The sequence below is a fragment of the Nitrosomonas sp. Is79A3 genome (genome assembly GCF_000219585.1).
GTDB lineage: Bacteria > Pseudomonadota > Gammaproteobacteria > Burkholderiales > Nitrosomonadaceae > Nitrosomonas.
Genome location: NC_015731.1, coordinates 1,596,265 through 1,613,957 on the forward strand (window position 1 = coordinate 1,596,265; position 17,693 = coordinate 1,613,957).

Here is a 17,693-nt window from a genome sequence, read left to right on the forward strand (position 1 = left end):
GCATTCTCAATGGTACTGATAACATAGTAGATATTCAGGCAGTGGGCGGCAACTTCGATTTCACAATCAATGGAACACCGATAGGACATGTTCATGATGACAACCCTATCCTCACGGGCGGAATAGGGCTTGGTGCAATCTGGGAATCAACGACTCGCTACGATTACGTTAATGTTAGTGCCGTTCCCGAACCACAAACTTATGCCATGCTGCTTTTTGGATTAGGTCTGGTTGGTTTCATGGCCTGCCATAAAAAAAGAAACTATGGTGTAACTCAGACGAGCGTCTAGACACTTAGGACACATTGCTCCCATTTATACAATAATGTGTCTGCTTTGAAAGTCTGATGTCTATTGGCTTTCGCCACATCAGACACATTAGACACATTTTTATTCATTGGGGGGAAGAAAAAAATACATACTCATAAACAAAGGATAGGAGTACTTGTAAAACTCCCTACAAAGAAAACATCGAAAAAATGTGTCTAATGTGTCTATCCGTATTAAACATCTTAAATCAATAAGTTACAAATGACACATTCTTTGCTGATAAAAAGATGTGTCCAATGTGTCTAGCAATTAATTACCGAACTACTCTTAATGGGGCAACTCGCTCATCAATCATGCCAAAGTTAAACTCTGAGCTTATACTCTCATCATTCGATGCTTCAAATGTATCTAAATGCAGCGAGTCATCATCAGCCATTAAACCTAAATCGATTTTCTCATACTTCTCTAATTTGGAAATCGCTTCCAGCAACGATCCAAAAAAATAGCCTCGTTTATCGCCTTTTAATTTTCTGTTTTGGCCAAAAATTTTTGTTAAATATCTGCCTAATGAATTCTGACTCATTCTATAAGTAATTCTTTGTGAATCACACCAAGTTACATAACTAGAATATAGGTTTTCCGAAGTCATCTCATTATGCCACAAAGTATTATTATCCTCTTTCAAGTCAAAATAACCCTGAGTTAACGAATCAACGAACCATTTTCCTACTGAACTTAGGGAAGCTAGTCTCTGGTCTTTCAACCCCTGAGTTTCAGGAATAGCGCCGGTATGAAAATTTGTAATATCACGATTCAACATTTCAAATAAAAATGCAGATTGAATTGCCTCATTAGCACACGCTGCATGCAGTTCATCAAAATATTTTTTATCACCTGTCCGGTTACTTGCAACATCAAAAACACAATAACGTCGTTCATCTTTGGATGCTGGAACTGCATAGTCATTGTTAGTCACCATAAAGATCTTCAAAAAATTTTGAAGACTCTCGGCATCCAATCCTTTTCTTTCAATGATTAAGGTGGGCTCGGTTATTAAAGCTTTAAGTACGCCTTCATGTTGTTTATCACCCGAATAGAAGGCTTCATCTGCAAACAAGAAACATGTGTCAGCTAAATGAGCATTAAAATTTCCAGTCAAGTGCTTGGGATTGCTAATGTGAATTCCGTGTTGCCCCCAAATTTTTCTGAGGAAATGACCAATAGATCCTTTTCCACATCCCTTTTCACCTCGTAATACTAAAGCTGATCCAGCTGGTTTATCGGGATGTTGAAATGTGTATGCTATCCAATTATAAAAATATTCAATTAATTGACGATCACCTTTACATATTATTAATTCAATATGTTTTTTTATGATATCAATATTGGCTCCAGAGATTGGCTCAATTGCAAATCCTTGCCAGCTATTATAATAATCATCCGGTAATTGCTTACCTGGTGCAAAAACAACTCCTCCTTTGTAAGTTATTGAGTTTTCATGATTTGTCCACGCTGAAATTTTGTCCTTTAGTATCGGTACTACCATTTCTCCTATAATCTTTTCTCCAACTTGGATTTGATCATTGGCATAAACTTTACGTAGCTCTTCCTGCTTGATGAATTCATAGGAAGTTCTTGATTCATGATGGATCTCTGCAGCTACAGTTCTCATTATTCTATGTTTCCCCCCAATCATCACTTGTGCATGTGTTTCATTAAAATCGAGCACAAATTCTTTAAGCGCTATGCTCCAATCCATAACCGCTTCTTCTGAATCTGGCCCTAAAAAGAAGACGTCTCCACCATGAGCGAACGAATGGATGAGTGGTTTTTCTTGATTAGAGTAGATTATTGATTTACCTAGAATTTCCTGATCCAAAGGATGAGCACAGGCAACCTCATGATATTTCTTTGGATTATCAAGAATTTCCTGAACAGTAACCTCTTCTCCTGATTCAAGAAGTATAATAAATTCTGCTGGCAATCTATTATGATCAATAGCTTGATTCACAATATCGAGAGCTTTCTCATCGGTTAATTTATTGTTTCTACTTGTTATTCTTATCGAAGTTTCGGATGTATATTTCTGACGAGCTATTGCTGCCTCTACTTTAACTTTTGCTTTTAACTCTTCACCTATTCTTTCGTAAACAGCAATTTCTTGCTCTGTTAATGGAGGTAATGAATTCGCTTGTAATACTTCACCTTCGAAGGATTCAATAACCCTTTTCTGTGTTATTGATTCATTTTTTAATATAGCGCCGCCCTCAAATATAGGCTGGTTGCTTGTGCAAAGCGCTATATCGATTAGAGAATTAATCATAATTGTCCCAGCTTTGGTAACCTTCGGATAAGCATAACCAGCAATTATTGATCTTATATGCAAAGTTTTTAAAATGGATTCATTGTTGAGGGTGCTATCAATGGGTATAAAAGTATGAATTCCCCGTAAGCCATTTCCTTCTTTGCCATTGATAGAAACGTAACTGCTTGCCGAAGTCGACATTATTTTAAGAATATTTTTTAAACCCGGCTCGATCTTTTCCAGTGCATCATTCAATTCTTCAACAGATTTAATACCGAATTTATGGGCCGAATCCGTATCGATACAAATTAATCCGGGATTATTGGTAAATGGAAAGGTTTCTTTTAATCGAGCAGTATCTTCTGGACAACAACCGTCGGTTAGTGATTGATGTACTCCTTGAATTAAAAAATACCCAGGTTGCAGTGCCATAATAAAGTCTGACAAATCCGAAGGTGGCAACTCGACTGTTTGAAATGCTCCCTCCCAAAAATTACTCATGGGGCCTTTAACGAGCTTCCCATCTTCTGAAAGATCGTATGATTTAGCTGTTTTTTTATTTAGATCAGCAAACACTGTGAATTGAATGTTTTTTATTTTTATGACTTTGTTTTTAAACATTTATTGCTCTCTTTAATTATATTTTTAGTTAGAGATCTTAGAGTCTAGACTTACAGTTCGATATAAATATAATTGGTTAAAATTCATATTCATCTTGCAAGCCAGAGTTCTTTCTTGTCTCTGGTTTTTTTATGCTTAAGCACTCACAAAACTCATAATATAAATAAATAGCTTTTGGCTCTCTTTTTAATGGCTTAGATACTTCTATTTGCTATGCAGTTATTCATCCAATCTTCGATCTCACTTGCAACCCAGGCAACGGATCTCGATCCTAAATTTACCTGATTGGGAAACCTTCCTTCATTGATGAGCTGGTATATTGAGCTTCTCGATAGACCAGTCATTGATTTCACGGTCTCTAGTTTTACAAACTTCATTTTGATTCCTTATAGATGTTATTAAGTTTATTAAGAGTTCATTGAACTCCTATATATACTTATGTAAACTCATATTCCCAATATGCACGTTTTGGGGATCTCAGAGAGATAGTTTTAACAAATATGAATAAAAACAAGATAATAAACGTGTTTTACAAACGTGAAATTGCTGTCGGTAACAGGAAATTAGAAATCGCCTATATCGAGAACTATAAGATTACGGACGTGGTTGTTACTCGAAACTCTTTGAATGAATGGATAGTCACTCTAAAACTAAGTGGAGATCTGGGAACTTTGTATACGAAACGTAATAGACTTCGTACCTTTTCAAAGCTTGAATCGGCAGCAAATTATCTAAAAATGTTAGGAGTAGATACTTTTACAGTAGATCAGTACGATCAGCGAACGCTTTTTTAAGATAAAGAAGTAAAGACAGTCGGGCATTGAAATCATTGACCAGAAATGTTCTTATTAATGATCTTAACAAAATAATCGTTCCATTTCTTCATGGCATCAAGTTTCTTGGACAGATAGTCATACCTATCATAATGCTGGCTCGAGATATCACTTAGTGAATGATTAAGTAATTTATAACAAGTTACTTATGAAATTTCTAAAGTAATTGCTTTGCTATTAAAGTATATTCACGGGTTGATTGTGGTTAGCTTTTACATCTAACCTACTTGTTAGTATGTAAGTAAGCGTTACAATGCTTCTACGAGATTTCTTGTTGCTTGTAATAACTAATTGAATTGATGTTGTAAGTACTATTTGTTATCAATGGAATCAGTCAATAGTTTCGTAAACTATTACAATAACTGAATATTTCATTTTTAGAAGAATTTTTCTTATGGATGAATGTTACAAACTAGTTACAAACAATAATAAAATATAATAATATCATAATGTTGCAAGTAAATTCCCATTGAGTGGGAATAGAGTAATTTCGATGGTGGCATCTTGTGATTATTATTGTGCACTCACGCGGCGCGGGTCAAGAAGCTAAGGCCTGGCAGGGTGCTGGGAAACTGTTTGCGTTGCCAAAACAGGCCAGAAATGCTCATTTAACACACATAAATTGCGCTTTACCGCTTGTTTTGCCTTGTATAGGCTATCTTGAATACGTTCCTCAACGGTTTTCTCGGGTTCTGCGGGGTAGTGTGAATCGTCTAACGTCACAACGTGTTGGTGGAAAGAAAGTGTAACGGGCTAAAACGAACGACGCGTTTTGTGGTCCGAGTACATTACGTGATTATGCGAGCAATGTTTTATTGAAAGCCAAAAATCTTCAGGAATGTAATCAAAATCAACACAACAGTTAGAACAAAAACCACTCGAGACATTAATTGATATATCGCCCTTCTGATCACTATTTCTTGATGATATTGGGCGTCTATTTCTTGCATTCCATTTTTGAGTTTTCTGAACGGCGGTCCCATAATATCGAGGCACCTGAGAAGAACCATTGCTACTAGCGCATAGGCTACCATTTCGATTTTCAGCATATACGCTAACATACTCCCGCTTTCATTGGGTCCAATTAATGTGAACAACATGCCAATAACTACAGCCAGCATTACTGAAACATGAGTCAGTAGTGCAGAACTTTTGGTATCGATAATAACCATATCGTGAAGGATATGGCTTATATGAGTAATGTCCCTTCTCCTATCAGCAAATTTTCTTTCATCCTCCTCATTTAAAGACAATAAACTTGCAAAAATTCTATCTATTAGGTTATACATTTGATTACCTCTGTTTTTCTTCGTATAACGTAATATATGATATTTAATATTTAATAAACAGGGGGATCGTATAATTGGTCGGCCCTGAGATATCTACAAGCACTTGATATTAGTTAGGAATGAATTGATTCTTAATGATCATAACGACCGGAAATGTTAAAACATTCATGTGTTTTCGGGTCGAAATGGTGATTAAAAATGCTAAGACGTAGCGGTACGATTCATCAACGAACAGATCTGTTACTCCAGCCTGATCCCAATGATCCCATTTCTGAAGCTTGCTGAAAGGCGTCATCGGTGATCGCATCAGCCTGTTGGTGGCCGCTGCCGCCTGGAATCTGAAACATTGGTTGCTGGCCATTTTTTTGGCTCTTTCCCCGTGACGAAAACTGCAAATTTGCCGGATTCCTTGATAGAAATTTAAACTACCGGAGTATGCATTCTGGTAGGCAACAATTTTCTCGAGTGGCTTTTCCAGAACACCAGTTGTTTGGTGCTATTTTAGGGAAGACTCGATAAATTGGTCGGCCATCGGCCATCACAACGCCAAATAATGACATTTCTTTGTCGCACAACTTTTTACTGCCGGTTATGGTGAGCGTTATACGTCTCTATCAAGATTTAAAGCCATCTGCCTTACGTTTTCTGCACTTCGCGCTTAAGCTTTTTTTCTTTCAATTTGTTGGGTTGCCGAAATCGATTTTTACCAGCAATGCGTAGGAGACGAAGAAATTTTGGACATTCAAAATGGTTTGGTGCTTTGCAGACCGCTGCGTGACGGAGCCCATCACGCATAGAAATCAGTTCTTCAATTGTTCTGTCTAACTCACCCGCCTTGGTTAAAAGCAGTGCTCTATTAATATCAGGCCCTTCAGGAGTAAACATTTCACCAATTTCATCAAGCGAGAAACCGGCGCTCCGCCCTAAAGATATTAAAGCCAGCCGCTCTATAACATTGGCGCTGAATAAACGGCGCAAACCATTTCGACCGTTTGACTGGATCAGTCCTTTCTCTTCATAAAATCGTAACGTTGAGGCTGGTAATCCAGATGCCTTTGCGACCTCAGTTATATCCATAATTTCACCTGTTGTAATTAATACTTGACTTCAAGTCGACTTGAGCTTTTATCCTAGCTCAGTACACAACTTAGCACAACACTCGAGCCATAAGGTTGATGGCTTGTTATTAATCTTTTAAGAATTTAAGGGGCTACTATGGAAGCAAGTTTTTGGCATCAAAAATGGGAGCGAGGGGATATTGGTTTTCATGAAAGCGAAGTAAATCCGTTTTTAATAGAACATTTTGAAGAACTAAATCTGACAAGAGGCAACCGAATTTTCCTGCCATTGTGTGGCAAAACACGTGATGCGGCATGGTTGCTTGCCTGCGGTTATCGAGTTGTTGGAGCAGAGCTAAGCGAACTCGCCATTAACGAGCTGTTTAAAGAACTTGGTTTAGAACCGGAAATCTCCAAAGTTGGGAAATTGGCTCGCTATCGTGCTGAAGATATCGATATATTAGCGGGCGATATTTTTGCTGTGTCTGCTGGATATCTTGGGCCCATAAGCGCGATATACGATCGCGCTGCTTTGGTTGCTCTGCCTGCTTGCATACGAGAACACTATACGTCACACCTGATGAACATAACCGATACTGCGCCGCAGTTGCTGATCACTTATGAATACGATCAATTACTGATGGATGGCCCGCCGTTTTCAGTGAACGAGGACGAAGTAAAGCGACATTATGGCGCTTCCTACCAATTGAAGTCTGTTGGAAGCAAGGATGTCGCAGGTGGATTGAAAGGGAAAGTTGCGTCAACGGAGGCCGCTTGGTTGCTCCAAAAAAACAAAATAATAGGTTAGATTTATATGCCGGATATCGAATGGATACTGTTGTACATTGTATTGGGTGCCTTAGTTGGTTTTATGGCGGGCTTACTGGGACTTGGTGGCGGTGGAATACTGGTTCCTCTGCTGACATCCATTTTTACTTACCAAGGTATAAGCGGTGATAACGCGGTTCACTTGGCATTAGGAACGTCGCTGGCTTGCATGATCATTTCTTCAACAGCAAGCATTCGCGCACATGCTTATCAAGGCGCCGTCGTGTGGCAAGTTGTTGGCGGAATGGCGCCCGGAATTATTCTGGGTGGCTTTCTGGCTACCCAGGCTGCCGCCCGCGTTAACTCAGCCTGCATTGCTATATTTTTTGCGTTGTTCATGGCAGTTGTGGCGGGACAAATGTTTCTTAATTGGCAACCGAAACCTAGCTCAAAACCGGTAAGCTTTCGTGGATTAATTGTGGCCGGAATTGGGATCGGATCTGTATCAGCACTTGCTGCAGTGGGAGGCGGTTTTCTCACCGTTGCCTACCTGGGTTATAAGAATGTGAACATAAAAAGAGCGATTGGTACTTCAGCTGCAATTGGATTTCCGATTGCTATCACGGGTACTGCCGGCTACATGATGAGCGGCTGGTCTATCACATTGAGCAACCCCTATACTCTTGGATTCATTGATGTGCCAGCATTCTTGGCAATATCGATTGCTAGCTCAATTTCGGCTTCCTATGGAGCTCGCTGCTCCCATGGTTTGCCAGAAGCTTATTTGAAAAAGATATTCGCCGTTATCTCATTGCTTTTGAGTATAAAGATGCTGGTCTCGTTTGTTTGATTCTGACCAAAGAATATGGATATTCTTTGGGGGTATTTTGAGAGGATTGGCACTAAATACACATAACAAGGCATTGCACCGGACAAGTCGTTGAATGGCAAGAAAGATGATTGTCAGCGCTTCTCAGCTTGAGAAATTGAACGGTGCCAACTGTTAGGGTTTATTTAGTTCTAATTTTGAATAAGTCAGGATTAAATCCTAATTTTTACAATTTACCCATCCGATTACGCTTATCTCACCGGACTTGTTCGAACTGTTCGCGCAGGCTTTTCACCACGTTGGGTTCGCCTCGGACTCGGAAGAAAGCGCCTTCACCATCAGCCCGTTCTTCCAATACTTTACAGCTTGTGTAGATTTCACCGCGTAGTTGCTGTGCCGACCAGGGAAGGAAAAGTTCGTCCTCGATGAGATCTTTCTGGAAGAACGCAACGATCGCCTGGTGTAGTTTTGCGACTTCGTCAGGGCGGCGCGCGCTCATGACCATGCAGGCTGGATACTTTGTCTTGAGCGCAACTTCGCATTCTGTTTGCGCCGCAGCATCTCCGACATGATCGATCTTATTAAAGATACGGATGCGCGGGATATCTTGCGCGCCGATTTCATTCAGCACTTCGTCGGTGACCTCAAGCTGGCGTTCGAATCCGGGATCACTCGCATCGATGACGTGCAGTAGCAACGCTGCATCAAGCGCCTCGTCGAGCGTCGATTTGAACGAAGCAACCAGTCCGTGCGGCAGATTCTTGATGAATCCGACCGTATCGCTAACGAGTACGCGTGGTACGCTCTCGGGGTGGAGGGTGCGCACAGTGGTGTCGAGCGTAGCGAAAAGTTTGTTGGCAACCAGCACTTCGCTTCCGGTGAGTGCGCGCATCAAAGTGGATTTGCCTGCGTTTGTGTAACCGACGAGCGCAACGCAAGCGATCCCCCGGCGCTCAAGCCGTCGTGCACGCTGTATCTGGCGTTCGGCGTCCATCGCGACGATTTCCAGTTGCAGTTCAGCGATCCGGTCACGGATCTTACGCCGGTCCAGCTCTGTGTGCGATTCACCGGCCCCCCGGCCACCCACACCGCTACGCTGCCGGCCTTGCGGTCCCGCGAGTCTTGCCATTTCGCGCAGACGCGGCGCCATGTAGCCGAGGCGCGCGATTTCCACCTGTGCGCGCGCAGCGGGAGAGCGTGCGTTGCGATGAAAAATTTCGAGGATGACCATCGTGCGGTCCATCACCGCGCAGGCAATCTCTTTTTCAAGATTGCGCGCCTGTGAAGGTGAAATCTCGTGGTCGACCAGGATGACGTCGATACCGTCCGCGTCCAGTGGAGCAGTCTGCCCGGTTTCTTGCCATCCGGCAGACCCAAATTCGTTGCTCACGAACTGGCGTATTTCCTCCCGCTTTCCGGTGCCCAAGTAGGCCGTAAAATCAAAACTGGAGCGCTTCTGCGTGAACGTGTGCACAACTTCGAACCCCAGTGTTTTTGCCAGCTCGCGTAACTCGGTCAGCGATGCTTCGAATTCCATGTCGGTTACGCTTGGCAGTTGGACAGCCGCCACGACCGCGCGCTTGGGTTTCTCTTGGGTTTCTTTTTGCATTTGCAGATTGCCTTTGTTTGGTGAGTAAAATCAGATAGCCATTATCGTCGATAAAGGCTCATAGGAGAAACTAACATTAATTCTGAAAAGTTTTTGTATTAGCTTATTCCTGCCCATAACATGGGTAGGGTATGCTGATTTTCAAGGTGCATAATGTTTTGTAAGTCTCGAAGATACTCTTATCGGATTAAGTGGAGCTTTGGCACTTTGACATCGTTTAGGGTAGCGGGTATCTATTCCATTATTGCCAGATTACCGTAACCGCGCTTTGCTCAGTTCATCTAGTACCAGCATAGCCAGGCAAAATGGAATTGCATACAGCCAAACATCGATCTCGATGGGCGCGGTGCCAAACATGCTGTTACCTAGCGGCGTATAGACAATTAGTAGAATTAAGATAATTTCCACCGCGATGCCAAGCAGCAGCAAACGATTACCAAACCAGCCAGAATGAAAAACAGATTCGCTTGGATGACGGCAGATGAAGACATTCATGATTTGCATGACAATAATCGCCGATAGGCATGCGGTAGTGGCTTGCAGATACAGCGGATTATCGGCTGGTAACATTTGTCCGTAATACCAGCCTCCCGCATGCAGGACATAAAAAAATGCCGCCATCGCGGCTATCGCTTCTGTCACACCTAAAAGCAAATAGGCGCGGCCCAATAATGGCCAATGGAGCAATCGCTCACTACGCGCCCGTGGCGGTTTTTTCATCACATCTTTATGGGGTGCTTCAGCACCCAGTGCGAGCGCGGGTAGAATATCCGTACCCAGATCCACCGCGAGAATTTGGATAATGGTTAGCGGCAGCGGGATTTTGAATAGCACAAACGCAAGATATGGGACCAGCTCAGGCACATTTGAAGTAAGTAGTCAGCCCTGAAATATCCACAAGCACTTGATACTATGCTTGAATGATCTGATTCTTAATGCTCATAACGACCGGAAATGTTAAAATATCCAAGTGTTTTCTGGTCGAAATGGTGATTAAAAATGCTAAGACATAGCAGTACGATTCATCAACCGAATTTGTTTGGAACAGATTTGTTGATGCAACTTGATCCCAATGATTTGTTGCTGAAGCTTGCATCAGCGATACCCTGGCAAGAATTTGAGGAATCATTTTCCATCCATTACACGACGGCGGCAGGTGCGCCGAGTAAGCCGATCCGGCTGATGGTTGGGTTATTGATACTGAAGCAGTTAGAGAATCTGAGTGACGAATCGATAGTATTGCAGTGGAAGCGCAATCCTTATTACCAGGCCTTTTGCGGCATGAAAGAATTCTAGCAGAAGCTGCCTTGCCATAGCACGGAGCTAGTACATTTTCGCAAGCGCATAGGTGCGCAAGGGGTAGAGCGGATTTTCCAGATGAGCGTTGGTTTGCATGGGGAATCGGCGCTGGAAGATGTGGTTCATGTTGACACGACTGTGCATGAGAAGAACATCACGTACCCGACAGATAGCAAACTAGCGATCAAGATTATCAATCGCCTCAACAAGATTGGCCCCGCCCACGGCATTTCACAGCGGCGCACTTTCGTCAAAGAAGTGAAGTCACTGCGCCTGGATATTCGGTACTACCGGCACGTGAAGAAAAGAGCTAAGGCCAAACGCGCATTAAAGCGGCTCAGAACCATTGCAGGTGTATTGATACGGGAACTCAGGAGGGAATTACCGCAGCACTGTCTGTTTGAATGCTATCAACGGGACTTTCTATTGTATGAGCGCGTATTACGGCAACAGCAAAACGATAAGAACAAGATCTACTCATTGCACGAACCGCAAGTGTACTGTGTCGCCAAGGGGAAAGACCACAAACAATATGAGTACGCTAGCCAAGCATCGATCGCCAGTACCGCAAAAGGTAATCTGATCGTCGGCGTAATCAGTCACGAACAGAATCTGCATGACAGCAATACGTTACCAGAGATCTTGCGTCATGTTGAGATTTCGCGCGGGAAAGCAGCCAAGCAAGCCGTATGCGATCGCGGCTACCGCGGCAAACGTGAAGTCAATGGAACCCAGATCATTTTGCCCGGAAAAGGACTCAAGAAAGATACCCGATACCAGAAAGACAAGAAGCGAAAACAGTGCAGGAGGCGTGCCGCGATTGAACCCATTATCGGCCACCTGAAATCGGATTATCGAATGGCGAGGAACTATCTGAAAGGCGCTATTGGCGATCGCATCAACCTGCTGATGGCTGCTGCCGCCTGGAATCTGAAACAATGGCTGCTGGCCATTTTTTGGCTCTTTTTCCCATGGCGGAAACTGCAAATTTATCGGATTCCTTGATGGAAATTTAAACTACCAGGGCATGCATTTTAGTAAGCAAGAGTTTCCCCGGGCAGCTTTTCCAGAACAACTGTCGTTTGATACTTTTTCAGGGTCGACTAAGTATATAGGTCATGAACTTACGGATATTTTCGAAAACCGCCCGTCCTTCCTCAATCGCTGCAACAATATTGGCAAAGTTATCATCCAGTAGAATGATATCGGCTGCTTCCTTGGCTACATCGGTTCCGGAAATCCCCATACTGATGCCGATATCTGCAGCTTTTAATGCCGGCGCATCATTAACACCATCACCCGTGACAGCAACCACTTCGCCCTTTTTCTTCAGTGCTTGCACAATCAACATTTTTTGATCAGCACCGACGCGGGCAAAAATAATTTCCTTGGCATCCAGCATTAATTGGAGCTGGATTGCTGACATGCGCCGCAAATCATTCCCTGAAATGATTACCGGTAACCATGATGATTTTAATACCAGCTGAACGGCAGCTTGCAATCGCGGCAGAAACTTCAATCCTGGGCGGGTCTTCGATGCCTGCTAATCCACATAGAATCAATTCCTGTTCCAGGTGTTCTGTATCAATCCCTGAGGGGCAGCACCGATAAGCTAATGCAAGCACACGCAATCCTTGTTCCGCCATCGTTTCTTGCGCTTCAAGCAAAAGCTGACGCTGTCTCTCATCCAGAGGGTTCGTTTGCCGATTCAGATAAATGGAATTACAAAGCGGCAAAACAGTCTCCAATGCGCCTTTACAATACAGTTTATTTCCATCAGGCGTTTGAAATAACAGCGATAGGCGTTTGCGGTCGGTATCAAATGGGATCTCAGCAATCTGTATGAAATCCGGATTGACTGCGATAGTCATCTGGGCTAATTCCACTAAGGCAATTTCCATTGCATCGCCCAGCAGAATTTGTTTACCTTCTTTGTTTGTCCGTTTTAGCGTGTGGCAATACATTGCCACATCCAATAACGGATGCTGATGCAGTTGCGCTTTATCGGACGACAAGCAAAACTTCCCTGACATAAACAGTTGTTTTACTTGCATTCTGTTCTGAGTCAGCGTGCCTGTCTTATCGGTGCAAATGACTGTGGTAGAGCCGAGTGTTTCCACAGCAGAGAGATGGCGCACCAAAGCGTTTTTCTTAGCCATACGTTGAGTAGCCATGGCCAAAGACAGCGTCACGGTCGGCAATAATCCTTCAGGCACATTGGCAACGATAATGCCAATTGCAAAAATAAAATTCGTCCAGAAAGGCAAGCCTATCCACAATCCAATCAGGAAAAACACCACGCCAATGAATACCGATAGTATTGCAATAAATCGGCTCAATCGCACGATTTCGAGTTGCAGTGGAGATAATGCAGCGTCTGTCACCTGGGTCAAATGGGCAATCTTGCCAAATTCGCTATGCATGCCGGTTGCATAAACCAATGCCCTGGCTTCGCCCGATACCATAAAGGTGCCAGCCAGCAACACATTTGCGCTGTTTTGCACGTCTTGTTCCATGGAACGCTCTGTCGTGCGTGCTTTAGACAGTGATTCTCCAGTAATCGTGGCGTTATTGACACGAACACCAAAAGCAATCAACAGGCGGCAATCCGCCGGTACGATGTCGCCATCGCTCAACAGGATAATATCTCCTGGCACGAGTTCATCGGCAGCAATTTGCCGAATGTTTCCATCCCGCATGACCTTGGTTTGACGAGGGAGCAGATTGCGTAATGCAGCTACGGCTTTTTGCGCCCGGTATTCTTGCCAGAATGAAAAAATGCCATTGATTATAATTACCCCAACAACAGCATAGCCCAGTGTGGCCATTCCTTCACCAGGTTTATGCCAGTCTGCAATAAAAGCCAATAGCGCAGCCAGCCATAAAATTAATGCAAAGAAATGCGTAAACTCTTTAATAAAGCTTGGCAGAAAGCGTTTCTTACCAATTTCCTCCACGCGGTTCGGGCCGTATTCCTGCAATCGTCTCAGTGCTTCCTTCTCAGACAATCCAATGGCGCCACTTCGTAAACTGGCATAAGCTTGGTCTTCAGTCAGTTGATGGATTTTCATGATATTTGATCAGCAGTGTCCAGGAATTCGAGAATTGTCGCATGATAAATCATTGAACAATAATTACTAAATGACATATTTTTCTGTAATTGATTTCAACTTGCGCCAAACTTCTGACTTTTGTCAAGAGATCGCCTATGCATGCAGGGAAATTGGTGTTTGCTCAATTAATGGAGCACCTTCCTTTGCGCACGTTTCGTCAGTGCGTAGCCAGTTACGTATCAAGCAGTTCTACGGAACCACTGAGAACGCAGTCGAGACACAGATATGGCTTGTCATCACTGTTTATGTCTTGGCCGCCATCTTGAAAAAGAGGCTCAATACCGTAGACTCGCTTTATACAATTCTACAGATTTTGAGCCTGACTCTTTTCGAGAAAACACCTGTCGATCAGTTGATTAAAAATATCGGGCGCAAGTAGCCCTGTTGCATATTAATAACCAGCTGAATCTATTCAGTAAAATCTCCTAACACTACTGATGTTAAGTATTTGCTAATAAAGTTAAGTGGCCATCTCTATTTAAGAGGATGATTCATTATCTAAGTTGGCTTTAAACATAGTAAAGCCATAAATTATTCTTTCATGCGATTCTTGATATCGGCAAAACAAATCTTGTTCCATTATACTTTTCGTAACCAGACTGTTGAGGGTGTGAATATTCTGGCAAATGTGGCCATGATTGCACTCGATCGGAAGGATTGTAATGTTATTTTCGAACATGCATTTGGTTCCGCCCCTTGTCAAATTACTGCATGCGCAGGATAACCATGCAAAAGATAAATCGTTTGGGAATTTTCGATTGTCATGAGCTGGGGAAAATCAAAATTGGAAGATGAGTTGACTAGTAATTCCTACTACGAAGCATCTGTAATGAGGCTGCCTGCCGCTCTGCCGCTAGCGGGGAGTATTACGGCAGATGTGTGCGTGGTAGGTGGCGGTTATGCTGGCTTATCGGCCGCTCTGGAGCTGGCAGAACGCGGTTATTCGGTCGTATTGCTGGAGGCGCAACGTGTGGGTTGGGGGGCATCCGGTAGAAATGGCGGTCAGGCGCTGGCCGGTTTTGGCTTCACTGGCCAGGAAGCGATTGAGGCACAAATGTCCGTTGAGAATGCGCGCCGCGCTTGGGATATATCGGTTGAGGCCCTGCAGTTGCTGCGCATGCGCATTGACAAGTATGCCATTGAGTGCGAGTACACAGCCGGCCACCTAACCCTGGCTGTCAATCCAAAAAAAGCACGGGCACTGGAGGCGTGGGTCAAGCATCTGGCGCATGCTTACGACTATCCGCTGCAATCTATTGGTGCTGCCGAGATAGGTAATTGGATCGCCAGTAAACGTTTCCATGCAGCCGCCTTTGACCCCCAATCGGGCCACCTCCATCCCTTGAAATATTGCCTTGGCCTAGTAACTGCGGCGCGCACTGCCGCTGTGCAGATTTTCGAAAATTCAGCAGCCATCCATATCCAACGTGGTGACAAGCCGTTTGTCAAGACAGAGCAGGGCAAGGTTACCTGCCGCTTCGTAGTGCTGGCTGGCAATGTCTATCTTGGAGAATATGGCAAAAGCATTGCGCCAGAACTCGCATCGCGCATTATGCCGGTCGGCACCTACATCATCACCACCGAGCCGATGGACAAAGAACGCGCAGATGCACTGATCCGTCTGCGGGCAGCAGCATTTGACACTAATCTGGTGCTCGATTATTTCCGCGTAACGGCCGATAATCGGCTGCTGTTTGGCGGCGGTGAAAGCTACAGCACTGTGACGCCAACCAATCTGGCGGGATGGATGCGGCAGCGCATGCTGGCAGTTTTCCCGCAGGTGGCAGATCTGCGGGTGCCGTATGCGTGGGGCGGCTTTGTCGATATCACCATGAATCAGGCGCCAGATTTTGGGCGGTTGGGCAATAACATATATTACCTGCAAGGGTTTTCCGGTCATGGCCTGGCGCTGTCAGGCATGGCAGGTAAACTGGTGGCTGAGACCATTGCCGGAGAGGCGGAGCGCTTCGATCTGCTGTCGCGTATCAAGCACCGTTCCTTTCCCGGGGGGGGATTGCTACGTACTCCGGCGTTGATGCTGGGGATGCTCTATTACCGGTTGCGGGATCTATTTTGAGAGACAACAGATGAAATCAGTAATCAAACATGCACATTTTCCTGGCAACCTGGTGATGGTGGGTTTTGGCGGTATCGGCCAGGCCGTCCTGCCGCTGCTGTTTCGGCATCTTGAGATTCTTCCGCAACAAGCCAAAATCATTGCCGCAGATCAGAGTGGTGTGGCCATCGCACGCGAATTTGGCGTTACATTCTTGCAGCACACGCTAACCAGACAAAACTATATCTCGGTGCTTGAGCCCTTTTTAAATAAGGGCGATTTCCTGCTCAATCTGTCTGTCGATATCTCCAGTCTGGCGCTGATCGAGTTGTGCCGTCAGCGTAATGCGCTCTACCTGGACACCTGTATCGAACCGTGGCCCGGCGGTTACATCGACAGTTCGAAACCAGTGTCGCAACGCACGAATTACGCGTTACGTGAAGAAATCTTGGCATATGGACGTGCCAACGGGCTAGGTCCAACAGCGGTCGTGACTCAAGGCGCCAATCCTGGTCTTGCCTCGATCTTTGTCAAGCAAGCACTACTTGATATCGCTGCGGATAGTAGCATCGCAGTAAAAAAACCGGCTTGCCATGAGGATTGGGCCAGTTTGGCATGCCACCTCGGCATCAAGGTGATCCATATCGCCGAACGCGATACTCAGGCTACGGCTAGACGCAAGCAGCGCGACGAATTCGTTAATACCTGGTCGGTGGATGCTTTCATCTCCGAAGGGCTCCAGCCTTCGGAGATGGGCTGGGGTACTCATGAGCAGCATTGGCCAGAAGATGGCGCCCGCCACGGATCCGGCTGTGATGCCGCCATCTACCTCAACCGCCCCGGCGCATCTACCCGCGTACGCAGTTGGACACCTCTCGAAGGCCCATACCACGGTTTCCTAATCACACACGGCGAATCCATCTCCATCACCGATCATCTTACTCTCAAAGAAAACGGTGTAGTGGTCTACCGGCCAACTGTCAATTATGCTTACCACCCTTGCGATGATGCTGTCCTCTCCATACACGAAATGGCAGGAAAGCACTGGCAGCCGCAGCACAACAAGCGAATCATCCGCGATGAGATCATCGCGGGCATGGATGAGCTGGGAGTGTTACTGATGGGAGGTGCCAAGGGTGTTTACTGGTATGGCTCCCGCCTCTCCATTGAGCAGGCACGACGATTGGCGCCCTATAACAACGCCACCAGCATGCAGGTGGCCGCCGGGGTGCTGGCTGGCATGGTATGGGCGCTACGCAATCCTGAGGCTGGCGTGGTGGAGCCAGACGATTTCGATCATGCGCTCGTACTGGAGATTGCCAAACCATACCTGGGTGAGGTTGTAGGGGTCTATGGAGACTGGACTCCATTGCGCGGCAGAAGCCAGCTTTTCAGTGAGGAGCTGGATAAGGATGATCCGTGGCAGTTCAGGAATATGCGTGTGAGGTGAGCAGATATAAACTCCCATCAGACCTAATTTCGCTACGCCTTGAATGGTTTGCCGAGCACAAGTTCATCGCAAAAATGCAGACTGGGCTTCAACAAAATTCTAGGCAGCCAATTGGCTATAATATCCCAGATAATCAGTGGCTCTGCTCCAAAAAAAGCTTTATTGCCGATTTGCCAATTTATGTGATTCATAAA

General features: G+C 44.8%; 16 protein-coding genes and 2 pseudogenes. 8 read left to right on the plus strand and 10 right to left on the minus strand.

Annotated features, from left to right (window positions below):
- Positions 1 to 164 precede the first annotated feature (164 nt).
- A pseudogene (locus NIT79A3_RS19405) lies at positions 165 to 290 on the plus strand (PEP-CTERM sorting domain-containing protein); the annotation flags it as partial.
- A 292-nt stretch (positions 291 to 582) separates the two neighbouring features.
- On the opposite strand, the gene NIT79A3_RS07410 reads toward NIT79A3_RS19405, so the two are convergent.
- The 5 genes from NIT79A3_RS07410 to NIT79A3_RS07435 form a co-directional block, all read right to left on the minus strand.
- Positions 583 to 3,195, minus strand: coding sequence for a primase-helicase family protein (locus NIT79A3_RS07410; RefSeq protein ID WP_013965598.1), 2,613 nt, complete (start codon positions 3,193 to 3,195; stop codon positions 583 to 585).
- 194 nt (positions 3,196 to 3,389) lie between these two features.
- Entirely contained in the window at positions 3,390 to 3,572 is a 183-nt protein-coding gene (locus tag NIT79A3_RS07415; RefSeq protein ID WP_013965599.1) for an AlpA family transcriptional regulator, read from the minus strand.
- 1,268 nt (positions 3,573 to 4,840) lie between these two features.
- Entirely contained in the window at positions 4,841 to 5,317 is a 477-nt protein-coding gene (locus NIT79A3_RS07425) for a hypothetical protein (RefSeq protein WP_013965601.1), read from the minus strand.
- Positions 5,318 to 5,541: 224 nt separating this feature from the next.
- On the minus strand, positions 5,542 to 5,664 hold the full coding sequence (locus tag NIT79A3_RS19410) for a hypothetical protein (protein ID WP_348225743.1): 123 nt from the start codon (positions 5,662 to 5,664) through the stop codon (positions 5,542 to 5,544).
- A 289-nt stretch (positions 5,665 to 5,953) separates the two neighbouring features.
- A complete protein-coding gene (locus NIT79A3_RS07435) occupies positions 5,954 to 6,394 on the minus strand; it encodes a helix-turn-helix domain-containing protein (RefSeq protein ID WP_013965603.1) in 441 nt (146 codons plus the stop codon).
- A 138-nt stretch (positions 6,395 to 6,532) separates the two neighbouring features.
- On the opposite strand from NIT79A3_RS07435, the gene tmpT reads away from it, so the two are divergent.
- A complete protein-coding gene (gene tmpT / locus NIT79A3_RS07440) occupies positions 6,533 to 7,183 on the plus strand; it encodes a thiopurine S-methyltransferase (RefSeq protein WP_013965604.1) in 651 nt (216 codons plus the stop codon).
- A 6-nt stretch (positions 7,184 to 7,189) separates the two neighbouring features.
- Entirely contained in the window at positions 7,190 to 7,993 is an 804-nt protein-coding gene (locus NIT79A3_RS07445; protein ID WP_013965605.1) for a sulfite exporter TauE/SafE family protein, read from the plus strand.
- Between the two features lie 235 nt (positions 7,994 to 8,228).
- Here NIT79A3_RS07445 and hflX read toward each other — a convergent pair whose 3' ends face one another.
- On the minus strand, positions 8,229 to 9,581 hold the full coding sequence (gene hflX / locus NIT79A3_RS07450) for a GTPase HflX (RefSeq protein WP_013965606.1): 1,353 nt from the start codon (positions 9,579 to 9,581) through the stop codon (positions 8,229 to 8,231).
- A 252-nt stretch (positions 9,582 to 9,833) separates the two neighbouring features.
- Complete coding sequence (locus NIT79A3_RS07455; RefSeq protein WP_041360235.1) at positions 9,834 to 10,445, minus strand: cation-translocating P-type ATPase C-terminal domain-containing protein; 612 nt, start codon at positions 10,443 to 10,445, stop codon at positions 9,834 to 9,836.
- A gap of 135 nt (positions 10,446 to 10,580) precedes the next feature.
- Between NIT79A3_RS07455 and NIT79A3_RS19415 the strand changes: the two genes are divergently transcribed.
- Both NIT79A3_RS19415 and NIT79A3_RS07460 read left to right on the plus strand, forming a co-directional pair.
- Positions 10,581 to 10,877 (plus strand): transposase, encoded by a 297-nt coding sequence (locus NIT79A3_RS19415; RefSeq protein WP_348225608.1) that lies wholly within the window; start codon positions 10,581 to 10,583, stop codon positions 10,875 to 10,877.
- 48 nt (positions 10,878 to 10,925) lie between these two features.
- The gene (locus tag NIT79A3_RS07460) at positions 10,926 to 11,885 is read left to right on the plus strand and encodes a transposase (protein WP_348225763.1); all 960 of its coding nucleotides are present in this window, start codon (positions 10,926 to 10,928) and stop codon (positions 11,883 to 11,885) included.
- 88 nt (positions 11,886 to 11,973) lie between these two features.
- On the opposite strand, the gene NIT79A3_RS19420 is transcribed toward NIT79A3_RS07460, so the two are convergent.
- Together NIT79A3_RS19420 and NIT79A3_RS07465 are read right to left on the minus strand one after the other, a co-directional pair.
- Positions 11,974 to 12,399, minus strand: a complete 426-nt coding sequence (locus tag NIT79A3_RS19420; protein WP_348225744.1) for an HAD-IC family P-type ATPase — start codon at positions 12,397 to 12,399, stop codon at positions 11,974 to 11,976.
- Complete coding sequence (locus NIT79A3_RS07465; RefSeq protein ID WP_049785353.1) at positions 12,317 to 13,951, minus strand: cation-transporting P-type ATPase; 1,635 nt, start codon at positions 13,949 to 13,951, stop codon at positions 12,317 to 12,319. Before NIT79A3_RS07465 ends, NIT79A3_RS19420 begins: the two co-directional genes overlap by 83 nt.
- A gap of 202 nt (positions 13,952 to 14,153) precedes the next feature.
- Between NIT79A3_RS07465 and NIT79A3_RS18695 the strand changes: the two are divergent.
- The 3 genes and pseudogenes from NIT79A3_RS18695 to NIT79A3_RS07480 all read left to right on the plus strand — a co-directional run.
- Positions 14,154 to 14,422: pseudogene (locus tag NIT79A3_RS18695) on the plus strand (IS4 family transposase); the annotation flags it as partial.
- 334 nt (positions 14,423 to 14,756) lie between these two features.
- Positions 14,757 to 16,070: an FAD-binding oxidoreductase gene (locus NIT79A3_RS07475; protein ID WP_013965608.1), complete on the plus strand. Its 1,314-nt coding sequence runs from the start codon at positions 14,757 to 14,759 to the stop codon at positions 16,068 to 16,070.
- Positions 16,071 to 16,080: 10 nt separating this feature from the next.
- The gene (locus tag NIT79A3_RS07480; RefSeq protein ID WP_013965609.1) at positions 16,081 to 17,499 is read left to right on the plus strand and encodes a saccharopine dehydrogenase C-terminal domain-containing protein; all 1,419 of its coding nucleotides are present in this window, start codon (positions 16,081 to 16,083) and stop codon (positions 17,497 to 17,499) included.
- A gap of 32 nt (positions 17,500 to 17,531) precedes the next feature.
- Here the strand turns inward: NIT79A3_RS07480 and NIT79A3_RS18700 are convergent, their stop codons facing one another.
- Positions 17,532 to 17,690 (minus strand): hypothetical protein, encoded by a 159-nt coding sequence (locus tag NIT79A3_RS18700; protein WP_013965610.1) that lies wholly within the window; start codon positions 17,688 to 17,690, stop codon positions 17,532 to 17,534.
- Positions 17,691 to 17,693 lie beyond the last annotated feature (3 nt).